Source organism: Vibrio fluvialis (assembly GCF_900460245.1).
GTDB classification, from domain to species: Bacteria; Pseudomonadota; Gammaproteobacteria; order Enterobacterales; family Vibrionaceae; genus Vibrio; species Vibrio fluvialis.
In genome coordinates this window covers 182,164-202,505 of record NZ_UHIP01000002.1, presented here as the reverse complement: position 1 = coordinate 202,505, position 20,342 = coordinate 182,164, and the positions used below count along the sequence as shown (strand labels likewise).

General features: G+C 53.1%; 17 protein-coding genes. 8 read left to right on the top strand and 9 right to left on the bottom strand.

Going from position 1 to position 20,342, the window contains the following annotated elements; genetic code table 11:
• Nucleotides 1-35: 35 nt before the first annotated feature.
• On the bottom strand, nt 36-482 hold the full coding sequence (locus DYA43_RS15985) for a GNAT family N-acetyltransferase (protein WP_024375296.1): 447 nt from the start codon (nt 480-482) through the stop codon (nt 36-38).
• A gap of 29 nt (nt 483-511) precedes the next feature.
• Nucleotides 512-1,723 (bottom strand): MFS transporter, encoded by a 1,212-nt coding sequence (locus DYA43_RS15980; protein ID WP_061055878.1) that lies wholly within the window; start codon nt 1,721-1,723, stop codon nt 512-514.
• Nucleotides 1,724-1,813: 90 nt separating this feature from the next.
• Between DYA43_RS15980 and DYA43_RS15975 the strand changes: the two genes are divergently transcribed.
• The gene (locus tag DYA43_RS15975) at nt 1,814-3,529 is read left to right on the top strand and encodes an ABC transporter substrate-binding protein (RefSeq protein WP_061055877.1); all 1,716 of its coding nucleotides are present in this window, start codon (nt 1,814-1,816) and stop codon (nt 3,527-3,529) included.
• A gap of 30 nt (nt 3,530-3,559) precedes the next feature.
• On the opposite strand, the gene DYA43_RS15970 is transcribed toward DYA43_RS15975, so the two are convergent.
• Complete coding sequence (locus tag DYA43_RS15970; RefSeq protein ID WP_061055876.1) at nt 3,560-4,546, bottom strand: 2-hydroxyacid dehydrogenase; 987 nt, start codon at nt 4,544-4,546, stop codon at nt 3,560-3,562.
• A 136-nt stretch (nt 4,547-4,682) separates the two neighbouring features.
• Between DYA43_RS15970 and DYA43_RS15965 the strand changes: the two genes are divergently transcribed.
• The 3 genes from DYA43_RS15965 to DYA43_RS15955 all read left to right on the top strand — a co-directional run bounded on the left by DYA43_RS15965 (nt 4,683) and on the right by DYA43_RS15955 (nt 8,479).
• A complete protein-coding gene (locus DYA43_RS15965) occupies nt 4,683-5,816 on the top strand; it encodes a sugar diacid recognition domain-containing protein (RefSeq protein WP_172465315.1) in 1,134 nt (377 codons plus the stop codon).
• Nucleotides 5,817-5,976: 160 nt separating this feature from the next.
• Complete coding sequence (locus tag DYA43_RS15960; protein WP_061055874.1) at nt 5,977-7,329, top strand: GntP family permease; 1,353 nt, start codon at nt 5,977-5,979, stop codon at nt 7,327-7,329.
• A gap of 19 nt (nt 7,330-7,348) precedes the next feature.
• Nucleotides 7,349-8,479, top strand: a complete 1,131-nt coding sequence (locus tag DYA43_RS15955; protein WP_020329856.1) for a glycerate kinase — start codon at nt 7,349-7,351, stop codon at nt 8,477-8,479.
• 113 nt (nt 8,480-8,592) lie between these two features.
• Here the strand turns inward: DYA43_RS15955 and DYA43_RS15950 are convergent, their stop codons facing one another.
• Both DYA43_RS15950 and DYA43_RS15945 read right to left on the bottom strand, forming a co-directional pair.
• Entirely contained in the window at nt 8,593-10,107 is a 1,515-nt protein-coding gene (locus tag DYA43_RS15950; RefSeq protein WP_061055873.1) for an AbgT family transporter, read from the bottom strand.
• Nucleotides 10,108-10,135: 28 nt separating this feature from the next.
• Nucleotides 10,136-11,317 (bottom strand): M20 aminoacylase family protein, encoded by a 1,182-nt coding sequence (locus DYA43_RS15945; protein ID WP_024374595.1) that lies wholly within the window; start codon nt 11,315-11,317, stop codon nt 10,136-10,138.
• A 143-nt stretch (nt 11,318-11,460) separates the two neighbouring features.
• On the opposite strand from DYA43_RS15945, the gene DYA43_RS15940 reads away from it, so the two are divergent.
• Complete coding sequence (locus DYA43_RS15940; RefSeq protein ID WP_020332462.1) at nt 11,461-12,384, top strand: LysR substrate-binding domain-containing protein; 924 nt, start codon at nt 11,461-11,463, stop codon at nt 12,382-12,384.
• A gap of 80 nt (nt 12,385-12,464) precedes the next feature.
• Nucleotides 12,465-13,364 (top strand): DUF6279 family lipoprotein, encoded by a 900-nt coding sequence (locus tag DYA43_RS15935; RefSeq protein ID WP_061055872.1) that lies wholly within the window; start codon nt 12,465-12,467, stop codon nt 13,362-13,364.
• Here the strand turns inward: DYA43_RS15935 and DYA43_RS15930 are convergent.
• From DYA43_RS15930 to DYA43_RS15915, 4 genes are all read right to left on the bottom strand, one after another.
• The gene (locus DYA43_RS15930; protein WP_061055871.1) at nt 13,361-14,692 is read right to left on the bottom strand and encodes a basic amino acid/polyamine antiporter; all 1,332 of its coding nucleotides are present in this window, start codon (nt 14,690-14,692) and stop codon (nt 13,361-13,363) included. The genes DYA43_RS15935 and DYA43_RS15930 overlap by 4 nt on opposite strands.
• 4 nt (nt 14,693-14,696) lie before the next feature.
• A complete protein-coding gene (locus tag DYA43_RS15925) occupies nt 14,697-15,617 on the bottom strand; it encodes a homocysteine S-methyltransferase family protein (protein WP_061055870.1) in 921 nt (306 codons plus the stop codon).
• 196 nt (nt 15,618-15,813) lie between these two features.
• Nucleotides 15,814-16,443: a DsbA family protein gene (locus DYA43_RS15920; protein ID WP_061055869.1), complete on the bottom strand. Its 630-nt coding sequence runs from the start codon at nt 16,441-16,443 to the stop codon at nt 15,814-15,816.
• On the bottom strand, nt 16,437-17,297 hold the full coding sequence (locus tag DYA43_RS15915) for an MBL fold metallo-hydrolase (RefSeq protein ID WP_061055868.1): 861 nt from the start codon (nt 17,295-17,297) through the stop codon (nt 16,437-16,439). Before DYA43_RS15915 ends, DYA43_RS15920 begins: the two co-directional genes overlap by 7 nt.
• 108 nt (nt 17,298-17,405) lie before the next feature.
• Here DYA43_RS15915 and DYA43_RS15910 point away from each other — a divergent pair, with 108 nt between their 5' ends.
• Both DYA43_RS15910 and DYA43_RS15905 read left to right on the top strand, forming a co-directional pair.
• A complete protein-coding gene (locus tag DYA43_RS15910) occupies nt 17,406-18,308 on the top strand; it encodes a LysR family transcriptional regulator (protein WP_020432634.1) in 903 nt (300 codons plus the stop codon).
• A gap of 134 nt (nt 18,309-18,442) precedes the next feature.
• Nucleotides 18,443-20,182, top strand: coding sequence for a methyl-accepting chemotaxis protein (locus DYA43_RS15905; protein ID WP_020432632.1), 1,740 nt, complete (start codon nt 18,443-18,445; stop codon nt 20,180-20,182).
• Nucleotides 20,183-20,342 lie beyond the last annotated feature (160 nt).

Below are 20,342 nucleotides of genomic sequence, written 5' to 3'. Positions count from 1 at the left end.
AATGACAAAGAGATAGCGAGAAATGAAGGAAAATATCAGAGATGGGTTCCAGGGCGATATTTCATATAGACGAATTGGGTATCTTCGCGATAAGTACGAAAGCCAAAGCGTTGATAAAGATTAGCGGCGCGATTGCCTTGCAGATAGCATAAAACACAGGGGAGATTTGTTCTGTCAGAAAACTCCGTCACCGATTTTAATACTTGGCCGCCAACCCCCTGTCCCTGATAGTCGGGCAGAATGAAAAAGCGGGAAAAGTAGAGAGTGTCATTTTTATCATGCAGCATGTAAGTGCCGACGGGTTGGTCATCGATGCAGATGATCGTCGGCAAACCGGATTTCCATTCCTGACGATGAAGCTCCCATTGCAGCTCTTCGTCCCAGCCAAAATTACGTGTGACTAAATCTTGTTCAGTGGCCTTTTTCAACTCAAAAGCGAACAGGTAATCGGCATCAGTGGCGGGGCGATAAGAGAGCTTCATCCATCATTCTCCATCTGTGAGGTATTCCGTTACGGTATCGCTCTCACTCTACTGAAAAGCAGGAAAATCGCTACCACAAATTGCACGGCAAAGCAGACGCTAAACAGTTCCGCCGAGCCATAACGCGTGACTAAGTAGCCGGAAGCCGCTAAGCCAAACGGCATCAACAGCTTGAACAGTGAACCCGTCAGGCCGGCAATGCGGCCGAGATGCTGCTGCGAAAACGCTTCCTGACGATAGCTCCAGATACAGATGTTACTGAACAGCCCCACCGCCGAGACCCAGAAAAAGGCCACGATCAACATCATCGGCGTCGGGCTCAGCACTGGCAGAACAAACCCGACCGATTCGAGCGCAATGCTGAGGATGAGCAGTTTCCCCAGGCCGATTTGACGGCGAACTTTGTCGGCCACAAATGCGCTCAGTACCCCACCAATGCCCGAAGCGGCGACCATATAGCCGACTTCGATGGCGCTTAGCGACAATTCTGCTTTGGCAAAGTAGATCGACTGAATCCAGAAGATTGAGCCAGTGGTGTTGATCACCATCACCGCCAGCGTGATCAGCCACATGTTCTTTTCATTGTAAAGAACCTGCCAACCTTCGCGTAGTGCCTGCCACAGCGGAGGATGGTCGCTCACTTGGGGCGTTTCAAGCGTCAAACGATTGAGCTGCCAGTAGGCCAGCAACCAGAGCAGAGCAAGCCCGAGAAAAATCTGATGCAACTGAGACAGCAGCAGTAACGCGCCGGAGAGCACGGGGCCGACCGTTTCCATCAGGCTGTAGAGCGCGCTCATGCGCGCGGTGGCGGTATTTTGTTGCTCTTGCGGCAGCGCCAGTTTGAGCATCGCCATGCGCGCATTATGGTAGCCGTAGTTAAACGCCATCATCAAAAACGCGCACGGAAACAGCACATACAGCGGCTCTGTCATCCAGTTTACCGCTGAGTAGGAGATAAGAATGGTGACGATCTGGCCAAGCAGCATCGCCTGCGACCACTGTTTTTTATCAAAGCGATCAACCCACACACCGATAAACAGCGCCAGCAGCAGGTTAGGCAGAAATTCGACGGCGCGCATCCAACCCATCATCTCAGAGGATTGGGTCAGATCATAGACCAACAATGGGAGAGCTAAGTCGTATATTTTGCTTCCTAATGCGACAAAAAAAGCGCTTGAGAATAGAATGACAAAGCTGGAACTTTTCCAGATGGAAGTTCGATAATCCGTTAACGTGTTCATTTTAGGTTCCTTTTTTCACGAAGACGTTTATTCATTATCGAAATAAAAAGATGAAGAAAAATAGAAGAATAGAAAAAGGATTTCGTCTTTATGCATTACTGGAAGGCATTAACCTTGCTGCGTGATCGTCTGGTGATTAATGCACCGACGCCGCTCTCTCTGGACACGTTCACGCACGAACTGGGTTGCACCAAACGCAACGCGCAACTGGTGGTGAAAAAGCTGGTGGATAACGGCGTGATTCGCTGGCAACCGTCGGTCGGACGCGGCAATTTTCCGTCAGCGACCTTACTCAAAGATCCCAGACCCATGCTCGAAAACAAAGCGCGTCGCTGGATTGAAGAAGGCAAAGTAGATCTCGCTGTCAGCCTGATTGCACCACAGCAACGTGAAGCTTTTATTGCCGCCTACATCGCCCGTTATCAAACAGGCAGTCACGACGAAGATATTCTACAAATCCCCTTTTATCGTGGTACGCACGACCTTGACCCGGTTGGGATCACGCGTCGCACTGAGCAGCATCTGGCCAGCTATCTGTATGCCAATTTGCTGCGGTTTGATGAGCAAGCGCGTTGCTATCGCGGCGATTTGGCTCAGATCTTTCAAACCACCGAGCGCGGCATGGCGATCACGCTGCGCAAAGGGCTGTGTTTTCACAATGGCGAACCCTTGACGGCCGAATCGGTGCGACAGCATTTCGAACGTCTGGTTACTACGTCTGAGCATTACCGATTGCTGTATCAATTGATTGACGGCATTGAAGTGCATGACCGCTATCGCCTCGAAATCATCAGCTCTCATGCCCGCCATATTCTGCCCAAGCTGCTCTGCACCGGAGCGATGGGAATTGCATTGTGGACGGAGGGAAGTGAAGGGCGAGGGGCCAATGTTATCGGCAGCGGTCCTTTTGAACTGGTAGAGCAAACCGAATGGCGCACGCTGATGAAAGTGTCGCGTTACTATCACGGCTATCGCCCGTGGGTCGATGGCATCGAAGTGTGGAATATCGGCGACAAAGCCAAAGATTTTGCGCCCAACAGTCATCTTTTCCATCCGTTGCTGGAGCTGGATAACCATGAGGGTGAATACGAGCAGAAAGCACAATGGGAAGCGGGCTGCGAGTATGTGTTGCTTAATGCCAATCGTTCAGTGTGGCTCAGCAGTCTGAATCGCCGTAAGAAACTGATGGCCATCATTGATGCGTTAGGTGTCCCCGCTTCGTTTGCTGACAACGTTGCCAAAGCAAACGGAATGTTATCCACACCGTCAGAGCCATTGCAGGCCAATCTTGGTTTGGCAAGACAACTCGCGGCGCAACTGGATAAACCGCCAAAGCCGCTACAGCTGCTCACCTACGAGTTGGGACAGCACATCGAATACGCACACCACCTTGCGGATTTACTCAGTGAGCTTGGGATTCTGTGTCAGGTCCTGGTGTTACCGTTTCCTGAATTTTGCCGAAAACCGAATCTGTCACAGGCCGATATTATTCTGTCCGGCGAAGTCTTTAGTGATGATGTCGACATGTCCTGGCTCGGTTGGTTGCTGGCGAGCACCAACGTGCAAGTCTGTTTGACCGATGCGCAGATGCAGTGGCTTCAGCAAGAGCTGGCGAGCATCTATCCGTTATCCGAATCTAAGCGTGTTAAAGCCTACCAATCTTTGGAGAAGAAGCTGATCAAAAAAGGGCTCTATCTGCCGCGTTTTCATGTTCAGCAAAACTTGTCTGTCGCCAAGTCGGTCACCATCACCGAATTGCTTTCCAACGGCTGGGTTGATTTTTCTGAGGTGGTGATGACGCACTAAACAGGCGCACCTTGCGGTGCGCCGTGTGGGTTAGACGATGGTCTGTTCGAGCTGCTTTCGGTTGGCGCACGCGTCGGAATAGTCACCCTGCATGGCGGCAATCAAGCCATCGACGGCGCACTGCACCATACTCAGGCGGGTTTCGTGGGTTGCCGAACCGATATGAGGCAGTAAAAACACGTTGTCGAGCTGGGTGAGCGGTGAGGTCGCAGGCAGTGGTTCAGTCTGGAAAACATCCAGCCCGGCCGCGCGAATGGCGCCAGTTTGTAGCGCCCGAATCAATGCGGGCTCATCGACCACCTTGCCGCGTGCGGCATTGATAAACACCGCGCTCGGTTTCATCAGATTAAATTCGTTGTCGCCGATAAGATGTTCGGTTTCCGGGCTCAGCGGCACTAACACAACGATAAAGTCGGCGATTTGTAACAGATCTTCAAGATCCATCCGCTGGGCGCTGAAATCCTGTTCGGCTTCCACATTGACGGAACGATTGTGATAGCAAATCGGCATGCCAAAGCCATAGTGAGCACGTTTGGCAACCGCATACCCGATGCGGCCCATGCCAATAATACCCAGCGTTTTGCCATGAAAATCGACGCCAAAGTGTGCTTCGGTCAGATTCTGGGTCCAGCGTCCCTGTTTCACGATCGCAGACAGTTCACCCGCTCGTCGCGTCGCGCCCAGCGCCAGCAAAATTACGGTATCGGCGACGGTTTCATTGAGCACGCCCGGCGTATGGATCAGCGGAATGCCGCGCTGACTCAGGTAGTCGACGTCAAACTGGTCGATGCCAACCGAAATGGTGGCCATCGCTTTGAGCTTTGGTGCGCGGTCGAGTAAATCAGCGCTCATCATCACACCCGTACCGATAGTACCTTCAGCGCGTGTCAGTGCTTGGATAAATTCGGCGCGGTTGCCGTCATTAACACCGTCAAACTCAATCACATCAAAGTGACTCTGTAACTTAGCAAGCTCGGCGGGTGGAAGCGATTTGTACAGCACGACTTGTGGTTTCATCGGGTTCTCCTTAACAGATGACAAGTTTGAAAGCGGCTGAGTTGTGCTTACTCACAAAAACAGCGATTGAGAAAGACGCTGGTGACAATTGCGTATATAAGCTCACCGTTAACCCCTTTGAACATTAGGACAGAACATCATGTTAGATGCAAACCTGGCGCAGCAGATCGTTGACCGCACGATGTCGATCATCGGCTACAACATCAACGTGATGAATCATGCCGGCATCATCATCGGCAGCGGCGACCGCAGACGTATCGGCCATGTGCACGACGGCGCCATTCTGGCGTTGAAGCATGGTGATTCGATTGAGATCAACTCGCAAAGCTGCCAGTCGCTGAAGGGCGTTAAACCGGGCATCAATATGCTGCTGATGCAAGGTCAGCAGGTGGTGGGGGTGGTTGGCGTAACCGGAGAACCGGACGAGATTCGCGAGTTCGCCAATCTGGTTAAAATGAGTGCGGAAATGATCATCGACCAGGCTGAACTGATTGAGCAGTTGCAATGGGATCGCCGCCACCGCGAAGAGTTCATTTCGGCCTGGATCAGTCATCCGCTGTCACACGATGAATTGCAGGCGTGGGCGACGCGCCTTTCGCTCGATGTCACAAAGCCGAGAGTGGCGGTGGTGATTGAGTTTCGCCAGCAAACATCCGCCAAAAATGTCGACAGCGTGCGTCAGGTCGTCGATCTGCTGGAGCATCCGGAACGTGACAACTTGGTCGCGGTGGTGTCCATGAACGAAATCGTGGTGTTAAAGCCAGTCAAACATCCTGAACACTGGACCAGTGATGAGGAGAGCCTGCGCATCGATAAACTGATTGCCCGCCTGACGGAGCATCATATCGATGGTTATGACATCGCGCTGGGCCAGCTCTTTCCCGACCCGAGTGAACTGCACCTTTCCTATCAAAGTGCCAAGCAGGTGCTGCGAATAGGAAAGGAGAAGCAGCCTAAGCAACATAAGCATCTGTTTGAGGAATTGCGACTGCCAGTACTGATGTCGCCACTACGTGACTACTGGCAGGGTGAACAATTGTGTGAAGCGGTCGTGAAGCTCAAGCAGCGTGATCGGTCCGGTCAGCTGATGAAAACACTACAAGTGTTATTTGAGCAGGGAGGGAATCTGTCCGAGTGCGCCAATGCCCTGTATATCCACCGCAATACGCTGCGTTATCGACTGGATAAAATCGCCGAGATCACCGGGATCTCGACCCAGAGTTTCGTTGGATTGGTCGAATTATATATTGCGTGTCAGATCTCAAAATGAGTGATAATTTGTGCGTATGCACAAAATGTTACAGTTATTCACCAAAGTTATTTGGCCAGTTGCCTAAAGGAATCGCGCCATAAACTCCGGATAATAGACTCACCCTACACAGGCCCGCTTTGAGGCCTGACACTGATAAAAATGACATGGAGTTTTTGGTATGAGTCTAATCCTCATTCTGCTGGCGGTGATCGCTTTTATAGTGCTCGCTACCACCAAATTTAAGTTACATCCCTTTTTAGCACTGATCGTGGCCGCATTTCTGGCTGCGTTTGCCTATGGACTGCCAGCAGAGAGCATCGCGAAAACCATCGCATCAGGCTTTGGCGGCATTCTGGGCTACATCGGCCTGGTGATTGTGCTGGGTACTATCATCGGCATCATTCTGGAGAAAAGCGGCGCGGCCATCACCATGGCAGACACCGTGATTAAGCTGCTGGGTGAGCGTTCCCCAACTCTGACCATGAGCATCATTGGTTACATCGTATCGATTCCGGTGTTCTGTGACTCTGGCTTCGTTATCCTCAACTCGCTCAAAGAGTCGCTGGCCAAACGCCTGCGCACCTCCAGCGTAGCGATGAGTGTGGCGCTGGCGACGGGTCTTTACGCCACCCATACCTTTGTTCCACCGACTCCGGGACCTATCGCAGCGGCAGGTAACCTGGGGCTGGAATCCAATCTGGGTCTGGTGATTGCGGTTGGCGTGTTCGTAGCGGCGGTTGCGGCGATTGCCGGTATGCTGTGGGCGAACCGTTTCAAGGACGTAGAGCCGGATGGTATCGATCATGAAGAACACCTGAAACAAGACTGGAAAGCGCTGAAAGCCTCTTATGGCAAGCTACCAAGCGCCACTCAGGCTTTTGCACCGATTTTCGTGCCGATTCTGCTGATCTGTCTTGGCTCTGTGGCCAAATTCCCAAGTCATCCGCTCGGTGACGGCGTACTCTTTGACGTGTTGAGCTTCCTTGGCCAGCCACTGACGGCACTGCTGATTGGTCTATTCTTGTCGGTGAGCTTGCTCAAATCCGACAACAAAGTAGCCGAATTTGGTGAACGCATCAGCCAGGGTATTACCGCCGCGGCTCCGATTCTTCTCATCACTGGTGCGGGCGGCGCATTTGGTGCGGTATTGAAAGCGACGCCACTGGGCGACTACCTCGGTACCACGCTATCGGCACTGGGTGTGGGCATCTTTATGCCATTTATCGTCGCGGCGGCACTGAAATCGGCGCAAGGTTCTTCGACGGTGGCACTGGTGACCACTTCTGCACTGGTTGCGCCAATGCTGAGCCAACTGGGTCTGGATTCCGAAATGGGTCGCGTGCTCACCGTGATGGCAATTGGTGCCGGCGCGATGACAGTATCGCACGCCAACGACAGTTTCTTCTGGGTGGTGTCGCAGTTCAGCCGTATGAGCGTCGGCCTTGCGTACCGCGCACAAACCATGGCAACACTGGTACAGGGCATTACGGCAATGGTTGTCGTGTATATCCTGAGCCTGGTCCTGCTGTAATTTAATTTAGGAGAGTGATATGAAAGTGGTTATCGCCCCAGATTCGTTTAAAGAAAGTTTAACGGCGAAGCAGGTCAGTGACGCCATCCATGCCGGACTCGCACGAGTGTGGCAGGACGCAGAATTTGTCTCAGTACCTGTGGCTGATGGCGGTGAAGGAACGGTTCAGTCGCTGGTGGATGCCACCGAAGGTTATCTGGTGCATCTCAAAGTGAAAGGACCGCAAAACAAGCCAGTGGATGCTTTCTACGGAATGTTGGGCGATAGCCAGACCGCGGTGATTGAAATGGCGGCGGCGAGTGGGTTGCACCATGTGCCTCTGGCGCAACGTGACCCGAAACTGACCACCAGTTTTGGCACGGGCGAACTGATTCGTCACGCGCTGGATCAAGGTGTGAAACGGCTGATCATTGGCTTGGGCGGCAGCTCGACCAATGACGCTGGTGTCGGCATGCTGGCTGCGCTGGGCGCCCGCTTTCTCAACCGTGATGGCGACAGTATTGCGCTGACGGGCGGAGGCCTGACCGAGCTGGCGCAGATTGATATTGACGCGCTCGATCCAAGGCTGAGCGAGTGTGAAATTCTGGTCGCCAGCGATGTGAACAACCCGTTGTGTGGCCCGAAAGGCGCATCCGCTATTTTTGGTCCACAGAAAGGCGCAACGCCGGCGGATGTTGAATTGCTGGATGACGCACTCAAAAACTTCGGTTTGCTCACCCAACACGCCACCGGCAAAAGCGTGATTGATACGGCGGGCGCGGGCGCGGCGGGTGGTATGGGCGCTGCGTTATTGGGTTACACGCAAGCGGTACTCAAACCGGGTATCGACATCGTGCTTGAAACAGTCAGACTGGCCGAGCTGGTGCAGGGCGCGGATCTGGTCATTACGGGTGAAGGCCGGATTGACAGCCAAACGGTCCACGGCAAAACGCCGATGGGCGTGGCACAGGTCGCCAAGCGGTTTGATATTCCGGTGATCGCGCTTTCCGGCTGTACCGGAGACAACTACCAGGCGGTGTATCAATGTGGTATCGATGCGGTGTTTTCTGCCGTGCCGCGTGCCATGACACTGGAAGATGCGCTTAAAGAGTCCGACTTTAACCTCGCCGATTTGGCCGAGAACGTCGCCAGACTGTGGAATCTCTCCTAACGAAAAAAGCCAGCGAAAGCTGGCTTTTTTATGCTCGCCATCGCGAGGGTGAGGAAGAAAAATGCTCACAAAACCGGAAGGATACAAGGCGTTTTGTGAGCGATAAGCAAAGGTTACAAACCAAAAGGTAAGCCCAGACCGTACCAGACGAAGTAAAGCGCGCTCCAACCCAACAGAATTGCCAGTGAATAAGGCATGGCTGTGGTCAGCAGGTGCCCCAGCGAGAACGACTTATTGTAGTTTTGTATCACTGCCAGAATCAGTGGCAGATACGGGTTGATCGGCGAGATCACGTTGGTAGACGAATCTGCGATGCGGTAAGCCGCCTGAATCGCTTCCGGCTCCAGGCCGAGCAACATCAGCATCGGCAGGAAGATAGGCGCCATCAATGCCCATTGCGCAGAGCCGCTGTAAATAAACAGGTTAACCACCGCCGCCAACAGAATGAAACCAACCAGCACCAGAGTAGAAGGCAGATTCATGTGCAGCAGCCAGTCCGCGCCGTTGACCGCGCCGACAATCGCTAAGTTGGACCAGTTAAAAATCGCAATAAACTGCGCCACCATAAAAACGATGACTATAAAGCCACACATCTCGCGCATTGCTTCTTCCATTAAGCGCGGCACGTCACCAGACGATTTGATCTTGCCTACCGAAACCCCGTAGACGATGCCGCACAAACAGAAAAAGATCATGATGATCGGCACCAAGCCGCTCATAAACGGGGAAGGCAGCAGGCCACCTTGCGGGTTTCTCAGCCCCGACGTTTCCGGCAAAATCAGCAGCGCTACCGCAGCGACATAGCCCAATGCGACCAGACCGGTTTTGCGCAGTGCACGGCGTTCAATGTCTGTCAGTTGGGTATGCTGCGCGTCTTTGTTTCCAGTCTCCTGCACATGAAAACGCGCCAGCATCGGCTCGGTGTATTTATCGTTCATCACTGTGATGATCAAAGTAATAAACGGCACGGATACACACATAAAGAACCAGTTTGCCAACACACTGACTTCATAGCCGGGACGCACACTCTGCACCACTTCGGTAGAGATCCCGGAGAGCAGCAGGTCAGTCCCTGCGATAAAGAAGTTGGCACTGAATCCGGCGAAAATGGCGATAAAGGCCACCACAATACCGGCAATCGGATTGCGACCGACGGTTTTGTACATGATGGCCGCAAGCGGCGGAATGAGGAACACTGCGGCATCTGAAACCAGGTTACCGATGATCGATGTCATCACGACCGCAGGCGTAATTAAGCGCGGTGAGACATTGCTCAGCATGCGCTTAATGGTTGCGTCAGCCAGACCGGTTTTTTGGATCAAACCAAGCGCCAGCACCATCATCAACACTAAGCCGAGCGGACGAAAGCCGGTAAAGTTCGTCACCGCTTTGGTAACCATAAACTTGAGGCCGTCCCAGCTCAGCAGCGAACGTACCTGAATCAGCTCATTGGTCACCGGGTGATGAATCGGATCCGCCCATACGCTCATCACAGCCGAGAGCAGTAACGTTGCGACAAACAGGGCGAAAAACATGATGAAAGGATGCGGTAAGGCATTCGCCATATTCGCAATGCGATGCATGAGTCCGGAGTTGTTGCCGGAGGTCAGGGTTTTGCTTTCTTCCATGAAAAATTCTCCTTGGGATAAATCTGGATTACTGTGTCGGCAATTCGCGTTCGATCAGGCGCACGAAAAACGACGCCCCAGCCGGAATGATTTCATCGTTAAAATCGTAGTGAGGGTTGTGCACGCAGATGCCACCGGTTTCGCCTTCCAACCCATTGCCGAGCAGCAGGTAGCAACCCGGTACGGCTTGCAGCATGAATGAGAAATCCTCGCTGCCAGACAGCGGCAGGCAGTCGGGGTTAACGTTCGCGTCGCCTACTACTTGCCGTGCGACTTCGGTGGCAAGGCGGGTAGCATCAGCGTCGTTAATGGTTGCTGGGTAGCTGCCGGGACGGAAGGTTACCGACGCGCTGGCACCATAAGCGCGCGCGGTGCTCTCAACCAGCTGTTCCAGACGTTCGATAGCGTGCTCGCGTACGCTGTTATCAAAGGTACGAATACAGCCCATCATGGTCGCGTTGCCTGGAATTACGTTGAACGTGCCGGAACCCGCATGCAGATCGGTAAACGACAGCACCGCAGAGTCGAGCGGCGAGGTGTTGCGGCTGATGATGCTTTGTGCGCCGCTGATGATGGCGCTGACAACCAGCATCGGATCGACGGCATGCTGCGGCAGGGCCGCGTGGCCGCCTTTACCCTGAATCTCAATGGTGAAGCGATCGGAGCCTGCCAGCAGCGCCCCTTCACGCAACCAGAAATGGCCTTGGGGAATGCCCGGCATGTTGTGCATGCCGTAAACACGGTCACACGGAAAGCGTTCAAACAAGCCGTCATCAATCATCACTTTCGCTCCGCCTAAACCTTCTTCGGCGGGTTGAAAAATAAAGTGAATGGTGCCAGCGAAATTGCGGTGGCGGGCCAGATACCAGGCTGCCGCCAGCAGCATCGCGGTGTGCCCATCGTGGCCGCAGCCATGCATTTTCCCCTGATGACAAGAGGCATGGCCGAAGTCGTTATTCTCGGTCATCTGCAACGCATCCATATCGGCGCGCAGGCCGATGGTGCGAGTTGATGCGGTGCGGCCTCGCAGCACACCCACAACGCCCGTGGTGGCGATCCCCGTATGGACTTCGTCGAAACCCCATTCGGTCAGTTTGTCGGCGACAACTTGGGCGGTGCGGTGTTCTTCAAACCCGAGTTCCGGGTGTTGGTGAATGTCGCGTCGCCAGGCAGTAAACAGCTCATTATTGATGGAGATTTCTTCGATCATCGCCTCGTCCTTTGCTAAGTGTTACCCATAGCCAAATGTTATGCATATGGGTTCAAATGTGACATTTTTGTTGTTTTTAACTGTATACTGGCTGCCTTTACGCTTTCTAATGACTTGTGATTATTGGACGATAAGGAAAAGTTATGGCTCATCGGGGTTTTACGGACAGTCAGATTGAAGCCTTTATGTGGATCATGAAGACCAGCAGTGCGACGGAAGCGGCGGATAAGATGTTGATTTCTCAGCCCGCTATCAGCCGCTTAATCAAGCAGTTGGAAGCTCGCCTGGGCTTTGAATTGTTTGAACGTCACAATAATCGCCTGCTCCCGACAAGGCGTGGCACTCTGTTCTATGACGAAGTTGACCGGGTCTACTTAGGTCTTAATCACCTGCGACAGTTTGCCGATCGGCTGAGAGAACAGGCGACAGGCCAACTGCGCGTGGTGAGCATGCCTTCGTTTGCCATGAGTCTGGTTCCGGAGGCTGCCGCACAACTGGCCCAGCAGTTTCCGGATCTGGAAATCAGCCTCTATTCGTACCGCTCCAATCAGATTCCGGAAGATATGGTGGCGCAGCGCTTTGACTTTGGCATCACGACGGACACTCGGCTGGATCCCCGTTATCAGAGCTTTCAGCATTCGTTGCCGGGCGTCTGTTTGATCCCGGCTGACCATCCGCTGGCGGCGAAGTCGGTGATTGAGATCAGCGATTTCGAGAACGAAACGCTGATTTGTGGCGAGCCTGCGGAGCAGAGCCGCAATCTGATTACTCAGCACCTAACTGACCAGCAAGTCACGCCCAAGAAAATCTGGACGGTGTCATTGAGCGAAATGGCGATTCGGCTGGTGGCGAACGGCACCGGGCTGTCGATTGTTAATACGGTTTCTGCATGTGATGCCAAACGGGCAGGGGTGGTGGTCAGGCCGCTGGGGTTTGATATTCACTACGATTTTCAAATCATTCTACCGCTGGCGAAAAACGTCGAACCGGCACTCAATGAGCTCAACGGTGAACTCATCACGTTGATTGAGAAAAAAATTCACGCCAGTTTGAACGTATTCGCCTGACGGTCATATTGGTGAGTTAAGGTCGCGCAACAAGCTTTCAATGACTATGTTTACTCACAGAGCAACAGGGATAAAACGTCATGGCGAAATGGATAGCGCTTTTGCTCAGCACGCTGGTGCTGGTGGGGTGCGGCACTAAATTTGTTTATCACAATATCGACTGGATCGTTATTGACTATCTGGAAGATTACGTTGATTTGACCGACGAGCAGGAAGATAGGTTGAGCGATCGCATCATGCTGCTCAGCCAGTGGCACCAGAGTGCCGAGCTGCCCGCTTACATTGAGCAGCTCGATCAGTGGCTAGCACTCGACCCGGCGAGCTTTACCGAGCAGGATCTCAAGCAGCAGCAAGCGTTGATCAATGACCATTATCAGCGTCTGCTGAGTAAGTTTCTTCCCGACGTTTATCAGCTAGCCAATAACCTCAGTGACGCGCAGGCTGAGGAGTTTTTGCAGGGTGTGGCCAAGCGCCATCAGAAATTCGCCGATAAATATCAGGGGCTCAGTGAGCCTCAGATCCGCGGCCGTTACGTCGAACGCATCTCCGAACGGATGGAGCAATGGCTGGGCGATTTGACTCCAGTGCAGCAAACACTGGTGAAGCAGTGGGCCAATGAGGTGCAGGTGACCACCAACGATTGGATGGCGTTTCAGGCCAGTCTGCGCAATGAGCTCAGAACCCTGCTTGATGAGCGCCATGAGGAGTCAAGGTTCAGCACTCATCTGCAAGCCTTGTTGTTTGAGCCGGAGCAGTACTACAGTCCGGTGCTGAAAGCGAAGCAAAAGTATAACGACAGCATCAGCGACAAATACGTGGTGCAGATTGTGCGTTTAGCGACACCGAAGCAAGTGCGCTATTTCCGTGATGAAGTGAGCGGATGGAAGCAACTGGCGCAGGAGCTGAATGACGATGCAAAAAGCAGTGCGCGTCTGCCCTTCAACAAGCAAAGGGCAGAGCAAACGAAAGAGCAGGGTTAAGGTTGCAGTGCCAGTTGGCGATGCTTGTGGCGGCTGTAGAAAAACACCATCAATCCCGGTATGTAGAGTAAGGTCGACAGCGCCAGGCTATTCAGCCCCGCGGCATAGATCAGCCACAAACCATACACACTGGCGCCCAGACCGATGGCTTTGATTGGCCAGCGACAGCGCTGCTCAAAGGCGACTTTCACCAGATATGCGCCCACCAAAAAGTACGGCACCAGAATCATTGAGGTAGAGACCAACACCAAGGTGTTGTAGCTCTCGCCCGTCCACAAAATCAGCGCCAAACAGAGTTGCACCGTCAGGCTGGTCAGAGTGAGAGAAGCGGTCGATGTGCCTTGCTCATTCTGCTGAGCAAAAAAGCGCGGAAATGCGCCATGTTGCGCAGTGGTACACGGCACTTCGGCGGAGTAAAGAATCCAGCTCAAATACGAGGCCAGCACCGACACAATCAGCCCGAGGCTAATGACCCATTGACCGACACTGCCACTCATGTGCGCCATCAGGCCAGACATCGACGGATTACTCAGCGCTGCCACGTCACCGCGGCTCATCACACCCAGAGAGAGCAACGTAATCGCCACGTACAACACCAGCGCGAATACCACTCCGAGATAGGTCGCTTTGCCGATGTCTTCACGGCGCTTGGCTCGAATCGACAACACGATCGCGCCTTCAATGCCCGTGAAAACCCACAGCGTGATCAGCATGGTGCTTTTCACTTGTTCCATAAACGGGGTGCCGAGCGTGCTGCCAGAGCGATCGAAGTTGAAGGTCTCTGGCTCAAAAGCCAGGTAAGCCAGAACGATAAACGCAATCAGCGGCAGGCTTTTGGCTAATGTGGCAAGCAGGTTGATGAACGCCGCTTGTTTCACGCCGCGCAGCACCAGGTAATGTACTGACCACAAAATGATGGATTCACCGATGAACGCCGGGAGCGTATTGCCGTCGCCGAATAATACCGAATCGGGTGTATCCACAAACGCGCCGACGGCGGCAAAGGCCACCACCAAATAGCCGACCACACCAATGGTGGCGCACAGCCAGTAACCCCAGGCAGAAAGAAAGCCCGCGATATCGCCAAAGCCAGTGCGCGCGTAGGTGTAGATACCACCATCGAGATCCGGTCTCAGGCGCGACAGATGAAGAAAGCAGCCCGCCAGCAGCAGAATACCCACGCCAGTGATGAGCCAGCCAGTGAGAATCGCATCGACGCCCGCCACTTCGGCCATGTTTTGCGGCAGGCTGAAAATGCCTGCGCCAACCATGGAGCTAAACACCAGAGCGGTCAGCGCCGTCAGGCCAATTTTTTGTGTGTTCTGCATGCCATCACCCAGCGTGGCTGAAGTGTTGGCTCAGCGTCGCGATGTGCTCAGGGCCAATGCCACAGCAGCCGCCAATCAGACTGGCGCCTTGCTGTTGCCATTTTTCAGCCCACAGCAGATAAGCTGGAGGGGTGAGATCGGCGCGCAGTTCGTCGAGGCCATCGTTGGCAGTGGCATCTTTCGGTTGAGGGGGAAACGCGTTGGCGTAAGCGCCCAGCTGAATCTGCTGTGCGCCGGTTTTTTTGAGAATACTGGCCGCGATAGTGAGGGCTTCTTCAATCACTTCCGGCTGGCAGCAGTTGAATAAAATCGCGCTGACGTTCAGTGTGATCATGGCGTGAATGGCATCGGCAACGGTTTCGCCCGAGCGCAGGCGCGGCACATCAGTGGGCTCTGCATCTTCGAGGGTGAACGATACCCACAGCGGTTTGTGTTGTGTATCCAGCTCATCCAACAGGGCTTTCACGGCCACCGATTCGGCAATCAGGCTTTGAGTTTCCGTCAGCCAGAAATCAACATGCGGCGCCAACCCGTTAATCAGCGGCGTGGCAATTTCTTCAACACGCGTGGCATCGAACAGATCGGCACGGTATGAACCAAACAGAGGCGGAATTGAACCTGCAACGCGAGTCGCTTTGCCTTCCAGTTGCACGGCTTGACACGCGACATCGCCCGCGCGGTGTGCAAGAAGCTGGGCTTCCTGATGAAAACGGGTTTCGCCAATATGGAACGGAATCAGAGCATAACTGTTGGTGGTGATCACTTCGGCACCGCTCTGAATAAACGCACGGTGAACGTCCCGTACGATTTCTGGTGCTTCGATCATTGCCAGTGCTGACCACTCAGGCTGGCGGAACGGCGCGCCACGTTTTTCCAACTCTCGACCCATTCCCCCATCGAGAACACTGACAGCATGATTTGACATAGTAAGAACCTCATTATTTTTATTAGATGTTTAAACGTAAAGATGTTTAGACGTCCATAAATTAAGGCGAAGCCGATTCAGATTCAACAGAAAAAGTGATATGACTCGAAAAAAGTCAGGCGTTGGTGAGATTGTGAGCAGGCGGAGAGGCAGAAGCAAAAAAACGCACCGAGAGCGGTGCGTTGTGAAAGAAGGGTTACGAATTGGCAGTGATGGATTGCCACAGGGCATCCCAGTCACGTTCCCGGCCATAGTAGTGGCTGACCGGAACGGATTTGAACTGACCGTTTTGTTCCAACACCAGTGACGGGAAACCGCCCAAGCCCCATTGCGACATCAGCATCTGGGTGCGTTCGATTTCTGGCATGAGCGAAGCTTTTGCCTCTTGCATTGCCTGCTGCCAGCTTTCGGCGTCAATGCCCATTTCAGCTGCGAGGGCATCAAGCACGTCACGTTCCGCGACGGCTAAGCCGTGGACGTAGTGGCCTGCCTGAATGCGTTTCAGCATCTCGAACGGCGACTGACCTGTCAGCTGCGCAGCCAGAATAGCCTGAGCCGTGAGATAAGAATCGAGCATGATGGTTTCGCCGCTGCGCACTCTGGCGATATACGCATCACCAAACGGTTGGCGGGTAAGGCCCGCGATGCGTTGGTCCGCTTCCAGAATGTGCTGGCGAAAATCATCACTCAGCGCGCTGCGGGTCATCATGCCACCCGGATGCATCACCAAATTCACCTCAGGGTGAGCGGCCAGAGCCTGCATCAGTGCGGTGGCGCCGTAACACCAGCCGCACATCGGGTCGAAAATATAGTGGGCCGTTACCATTGCATCTCTCCTGTGTGTACTTTCGCGCCGATTTCCAGTGCCATCGGCAGACCTGCGGTCGGATAACGTTGTTGCATGGCGTCGATCAGCTGCTGACTATTTTTGCTGTGCGCTTTCGCATTCGTGAAATCAGCCAGATACTGTTGTGAGAATTTGATCGCGCTGCTGTCGGTTTTTGTGCCCGGCATCATGTGGCCCGGAATGACCATTTTCGGTTTCAGCGCTGCCATATCAGACAACTGCTGGGTCCATGCCTGACGCTCTGCATCGCTTTGCGCGTCGGCCATCCATAAATGCACGTTACCGTATACTGCAACGTTGCCCAGAATCGCCTGATTTGCCGGAATCCACAAGTATGGACGATGATTCAGTTCGCCTTCGTTGCCGCGGATTTCAATGGTGCGGCCATCAATGTTCAGTGTGTGACCGTTGTACGCAGTCGGCAATACCGGTTTCACCGGCGCGTTGCTGCCCATTTTCGGCGCCCAGAACGCCAGTTTGCCAGCCAGATTCTCTTCAATCGTGGCGCGCACCGCAGGCGTAGTCAGCACTTTTGCGTCCGGATACAGTTCATGCAGCACTTCAGCACCGAAGTAGTAATCCGGATCCGCCTGGCTAATGAAAATGGTGGTCAGTTTCTTACCAGAATCGGCCACTTTGGCCGCGATGCGCAGTGCGTCGGCTTTGGTAAAGCCAGTGTCGATCACCATCGCTTCGGTTTCACCATAAACCAGAGTTGAGTTGACATGGAAGCTGTTGCCATCGGCATTGTAGATATCCAGCGTCAAAGGTTGTGCCGCCAGCGCGCCGCCAGAAACAAGTAGGGTTGTGCTTAATGCAAGTGTGGTTTTCATTAGGTTGTCCTGTTCACTTCGTTGAGTTGATGGACGCAGTTTACGCATTGGACTTGTTCGGATATATAGCGAATAATTAGCATCATTGTTTCTTAAATCGAGCCAATTATGGACAGACTGATTGCAGCCAAAGTGTTTATTGATGTCGCGACGACCAACAGTTTTACCGCGACCGCCGATCGGTTGGAGATGTCACGGCCGATGGTGACGCGTTACATTGATGCGATGGAGAGCTGGCTCAATGTGCGCCTGCTGAACCGCACCACGCGCAAAGTGTCGCTCACAACGGCGGGAGAGCAGTGTCTGAGCGAGGTCGAGCTCTGGGTGGAGCAGGCAGAAGGGCTGCAACACCGCTTGCTCAACCGCGATGAATTGCGTGGCAAAATACGCCTCGCGACCAGTATGTCGTTTGGCTTTTCTCAGTTGATCCCGGCCGTTAATTCGTTTCTGGCTGAGCACCCGCAGGTGGAGATCGACATTGATGTGCAGGACAGAGCCGCAGATCTGGTAACGGAACGCATAGATTTGGCAATTCGTATTGCGGCCAATCCGGATCCGTCGCTCATCGGCCGCCGGATAGGGCGTTGTGAGTCAATGCTGGTGGCATCGCCGAGGTATCTTCAGCAGGCAGGCGAGATTCATACTCCATCAGACTTAGCGCAGCATCGCTGCTTGGGTTACAAGAACTTTGACCGTCATGTGTGGAATCTTACCCGCGGCAGTGAACAAGCGGCGGTGGAAGTGCACTGCGCGCTGACCGCCAACGAAGCCACCACGCTGCTCAGTGCGGCCATGCTGGATATGGGAGTGAGTATGCAGCCCACCTATCTGGTCACCAGTGCGCTGGAGCGGGGCGAACTTGTGCAGGTTCTACCTCAATGGCAGCCGACTACGATGGATATTTATGCACTCTATCCGTCACGTAAACATCTTGCTCCTGCGGTCCGTAGCCTAATTGATCATCTGTTCGACTATTTTAAGCACAACAAGTGGCAGAATATTCGACTTTAGTATTTGCATGAAAAACAAAGGTCGCATAGCATGTTGTTTACATGAATATAAGAAACATTTTCATTACATTTCAGATGCACTGCAATGTGTGGGATATCAATGGACTAAGATCACTTTGATGGATGTAAAGTGTCATGCAAAACTTTTCCTTTAAAAACAAACTTATACTTTTAATCGTTTCGCTTATAACGGTCACCATTCTGGTTTCGTATCTGAGTGTTAACCACTTTATCAGTGGCTACATTTACGAGTCCGACACTAAGAACATTACGCACAATATCGATTTAGTAGACCACAAACTGAATACTGAACTGGGCTCTAAGCTCTCGCTCGCGAGCAGCTTGAACTTTAGTATGATGGATATCGTGGATACCAAAGAGAATTCCGGCTTTTACCGCATCATTAAGATTGTGAGTGGTTATGCATTTGATGACACAGGTTCGATGGATGAAGCCAAAGCGCAGAAGTACATCGATCTGGCAGAAACGCAAAGCATGGAGCCAACCATCAGTCCGGTAGAAATGGAAGATGGCCACCCGATGCTTACCATTTCGGTGAAGAAGGTCGATGATTCGGTGAACTTCTTTGTACTCGATCTGAATGAGCTGACCAGCGTACTGAAGAATTACGCGCTCGAAGGGAGCTACCTGGAACTGACATCCAGCAACAACGTCACCATTTTCTCCAACAAAACCGGCACCAACCTGATCCCCATCTCTCGTCAGGTGAAAGTGGGTGACCAGAACTGGACACTGACGGGTTATATTGATCTGGATAAGATTCAAGCGAACACCAACAGTCTCAACTGGATGATCACGCTGGCGCTGCTGATCAGTGCGGCGATTATCATTGCTCTGAGTGTGTTGATGCTGCATTTCGCGTTTAAACCGTTACTGCGTTTGAAAGATCTGGTTGCAGATCTGTCGCAGGGCAATGGTGATTTGACTCAGCGTCTTGACGTCACCTCGAAAGATGAAATCGGTCAGATCTCTTCGTCGATCAACCGCTTCATTGAGCAGCTGCAAGGCATGTTCATTCAGGTTTCCAGTTCATCATCACAAATTGATGGTGCGGTGAATCAGTTGTCCAGTCAGTCTGCTTCAAACGTTCACATGTTGCAGTCGCATACTGTTGAAACTGAGCAGGTGATTGCGGCGATTGAAGAGATGAGTGCGACGGCGGCTTCCATCGCGCAGAGTGCGGCAGACGCTGCCAAGCTCACCGAGCGCACCAACACCTACGCAGACGAATCGAAACACACCGTCAACGATGCGGTGAACAGCGTGACTGAGCTGGAATCGGACGTAGCGGAAATGTCTTACACCATCGGCACCATGAGCGAAGACACCAAGCAAATCAGCACCGTATTGCAGGTAATTGGCGACATCGCTGAGCAGACCAACCTGCTGGCACTCAATGCGGCCATCGAAGCGGCACGTGCAGGTGAGCAGGGCCGAGGCTTTGCGGTGGTCGCTGACGAAGTTCGCGCATTGGCAGCCCGCACGCAGCAAAGCACGGCGCAGATCAACGATATGCTGTCGAAACTGCGTCAGACCAGCGACAATGTGGTGAACAAGATGGAATCGACTCGTCGCAGCTGTGAAGCGACATCGGACAGTACCCACAAAGTGATGGAGTCACTCAACACGGTGACCACATCGGTGGTGGAGATCAACGACCTCAACACGCTGATGGCGACGTCTGCTGAGCAGCAAAGTCAGGTGACGGGCGAAATCAGCCGTAACATGGCAGCGATTCAGAGTCTGATTGGACAACTGAACCAGAACGCGTCGGATACTGACCTTATCAGCCGAGAGCTGGGTGACACTTCAAACGGGCTGTCCCACGTGGTCGGGCAGTTTAAAGTCCACTAAGCGACTTGCGTTATCAGCGCATCATTGGTTTAAAGGGCACCCTGCGGTGCTCTTTTTTTATCCGCTACTTTTAGCGGGCGGTATGCGGAAAGTGATTTTATTGTCAGTGTTCAGGCGGCATATTGAGCCGAAAATGATAGCAAGGTTAAATGCGTTCCGA

What these genes read in the sequence shown, in the direction of transcription:
- DYA43_RS15985 (WP_024375296.1), bottom strand. Translation starts at nt 482, where the DNA reads ATGAAGCTCTCTTATCGCCCCGCCACTGATGCCGATTACCTGTTCGCT.
- DYA43_RS15980 (WP_061055878.1), bottom strand. Translation starts at nt 1,723, where the DNA reads ATGAACACGTTAACGGATTATCGAACTTCCATCTGGAAAAGTTCCAGC.
- DYA43_RS15975 (WP_061055877.1), top strand. Translation starts at nt 1,814, where the DNA reads ATGCATTACTGGAAGGCATTAACCTTGCTGCGTGATCGTCTGGTGATT.
- DYA43_RS15970 (WP_061055876.1), bottom strand. Translation starts at nt 4,546, where the DNA reads ATGAAACCACAAGTCGTGCTGTACAAATCGCTTCCACCCGCCGAGCTT.
- DYA43_RS15960 (WP_061055874.1), top strand. Translation starts at nt 5,977, where the DNA reads ATGAGTCTAATCCTCATTCTGCTGGCGGTGATCGCTTTTATAGTGCTC.
- DYA43_RS15955 (WP_020329856.1), top strand. Translation starts at nt 7,349, where the DNA reads ATGAAAGTGGTTATCGCCCCAGATTCGTTTAAAGAAAGTTTAACGGCG.
- DYA43_RS15950 (WP_061055873.1), bottom strand. Translation starts at nt 10,107, where the DNA reads ATGGAAGAAAGCAAAACCCTGACCTCCGGCAACAACTCCGGACTCATG.
- DYA43_RS15945 (WP_024374595.1), bottom strand. Translation starts at nt 11,317, where the DNA reads ATGATCGAAGAAATCTCCATCAATAATGAGCTGTTTACTGCCTGGCGA.
- DYA43_RS15940 (WP_020332462.1), top strand. Translation starts at nt 11,461, where the DNA reads ATGGCTCATCGGGGTTTTACGGACAGTCAGATTGAAGCCTTTATGTGG.
- DYA43_RS15935 (WP_061055872.1), top strand. Translation starts at nt 12,465, where the DNA reads ATGGCGAAATGGATAGCGCTTTTGCTCAGCACGCTGGTGCTGGTGGGG.
- DYA43_RS15930 (WP_061055871.1), bottom strand. Translation starts at nt 14,692, where the DNA reads ATGCAGAACACACAAAAAATTGGCCTGACGGCGCTGACCGCTCTGGTG.
- DYA43_RS15925 (WP_061055870.1), bottom strand. Translation starts at nt 15,617, where the DNA reads ATGTCAAATCATGCTGTCAGTGTTCTCGATGGGGGAATGGGTCGAGAG.
- DYA43_RS15920 (WP_061055869.1), bottom strand. Translation starts at nt 16,443, where the DNA reads ATGGTAACGGCCCACTATATTTTCGACCCGATGTGCGGCTGGTGTTAC.
- DYA43_RS15915 (WP_061055868.1), bottom strand. Translation starts at nt 17,297, where the DNA reads ATGAAAACCACACTTGCATTAAGCACAACCCTACTTGTTTCTGGCGGC.
- DYA43_RS15910 (WP_020432634.1), top strand. Translation starts at nt 17,406, where the DNA reads ATGGACAGACTGATTGCAGCCAAAGTGTTTATTGATGTCGCGACGACC.
- DYA43_RS15905 (WP_020432632.1), top strand. Translation starts at nt 18,443, where the DNA reads ATGCAAAACTTTTCCTTTAAAAACAAACTTATACTTTTAATCGTTTCG.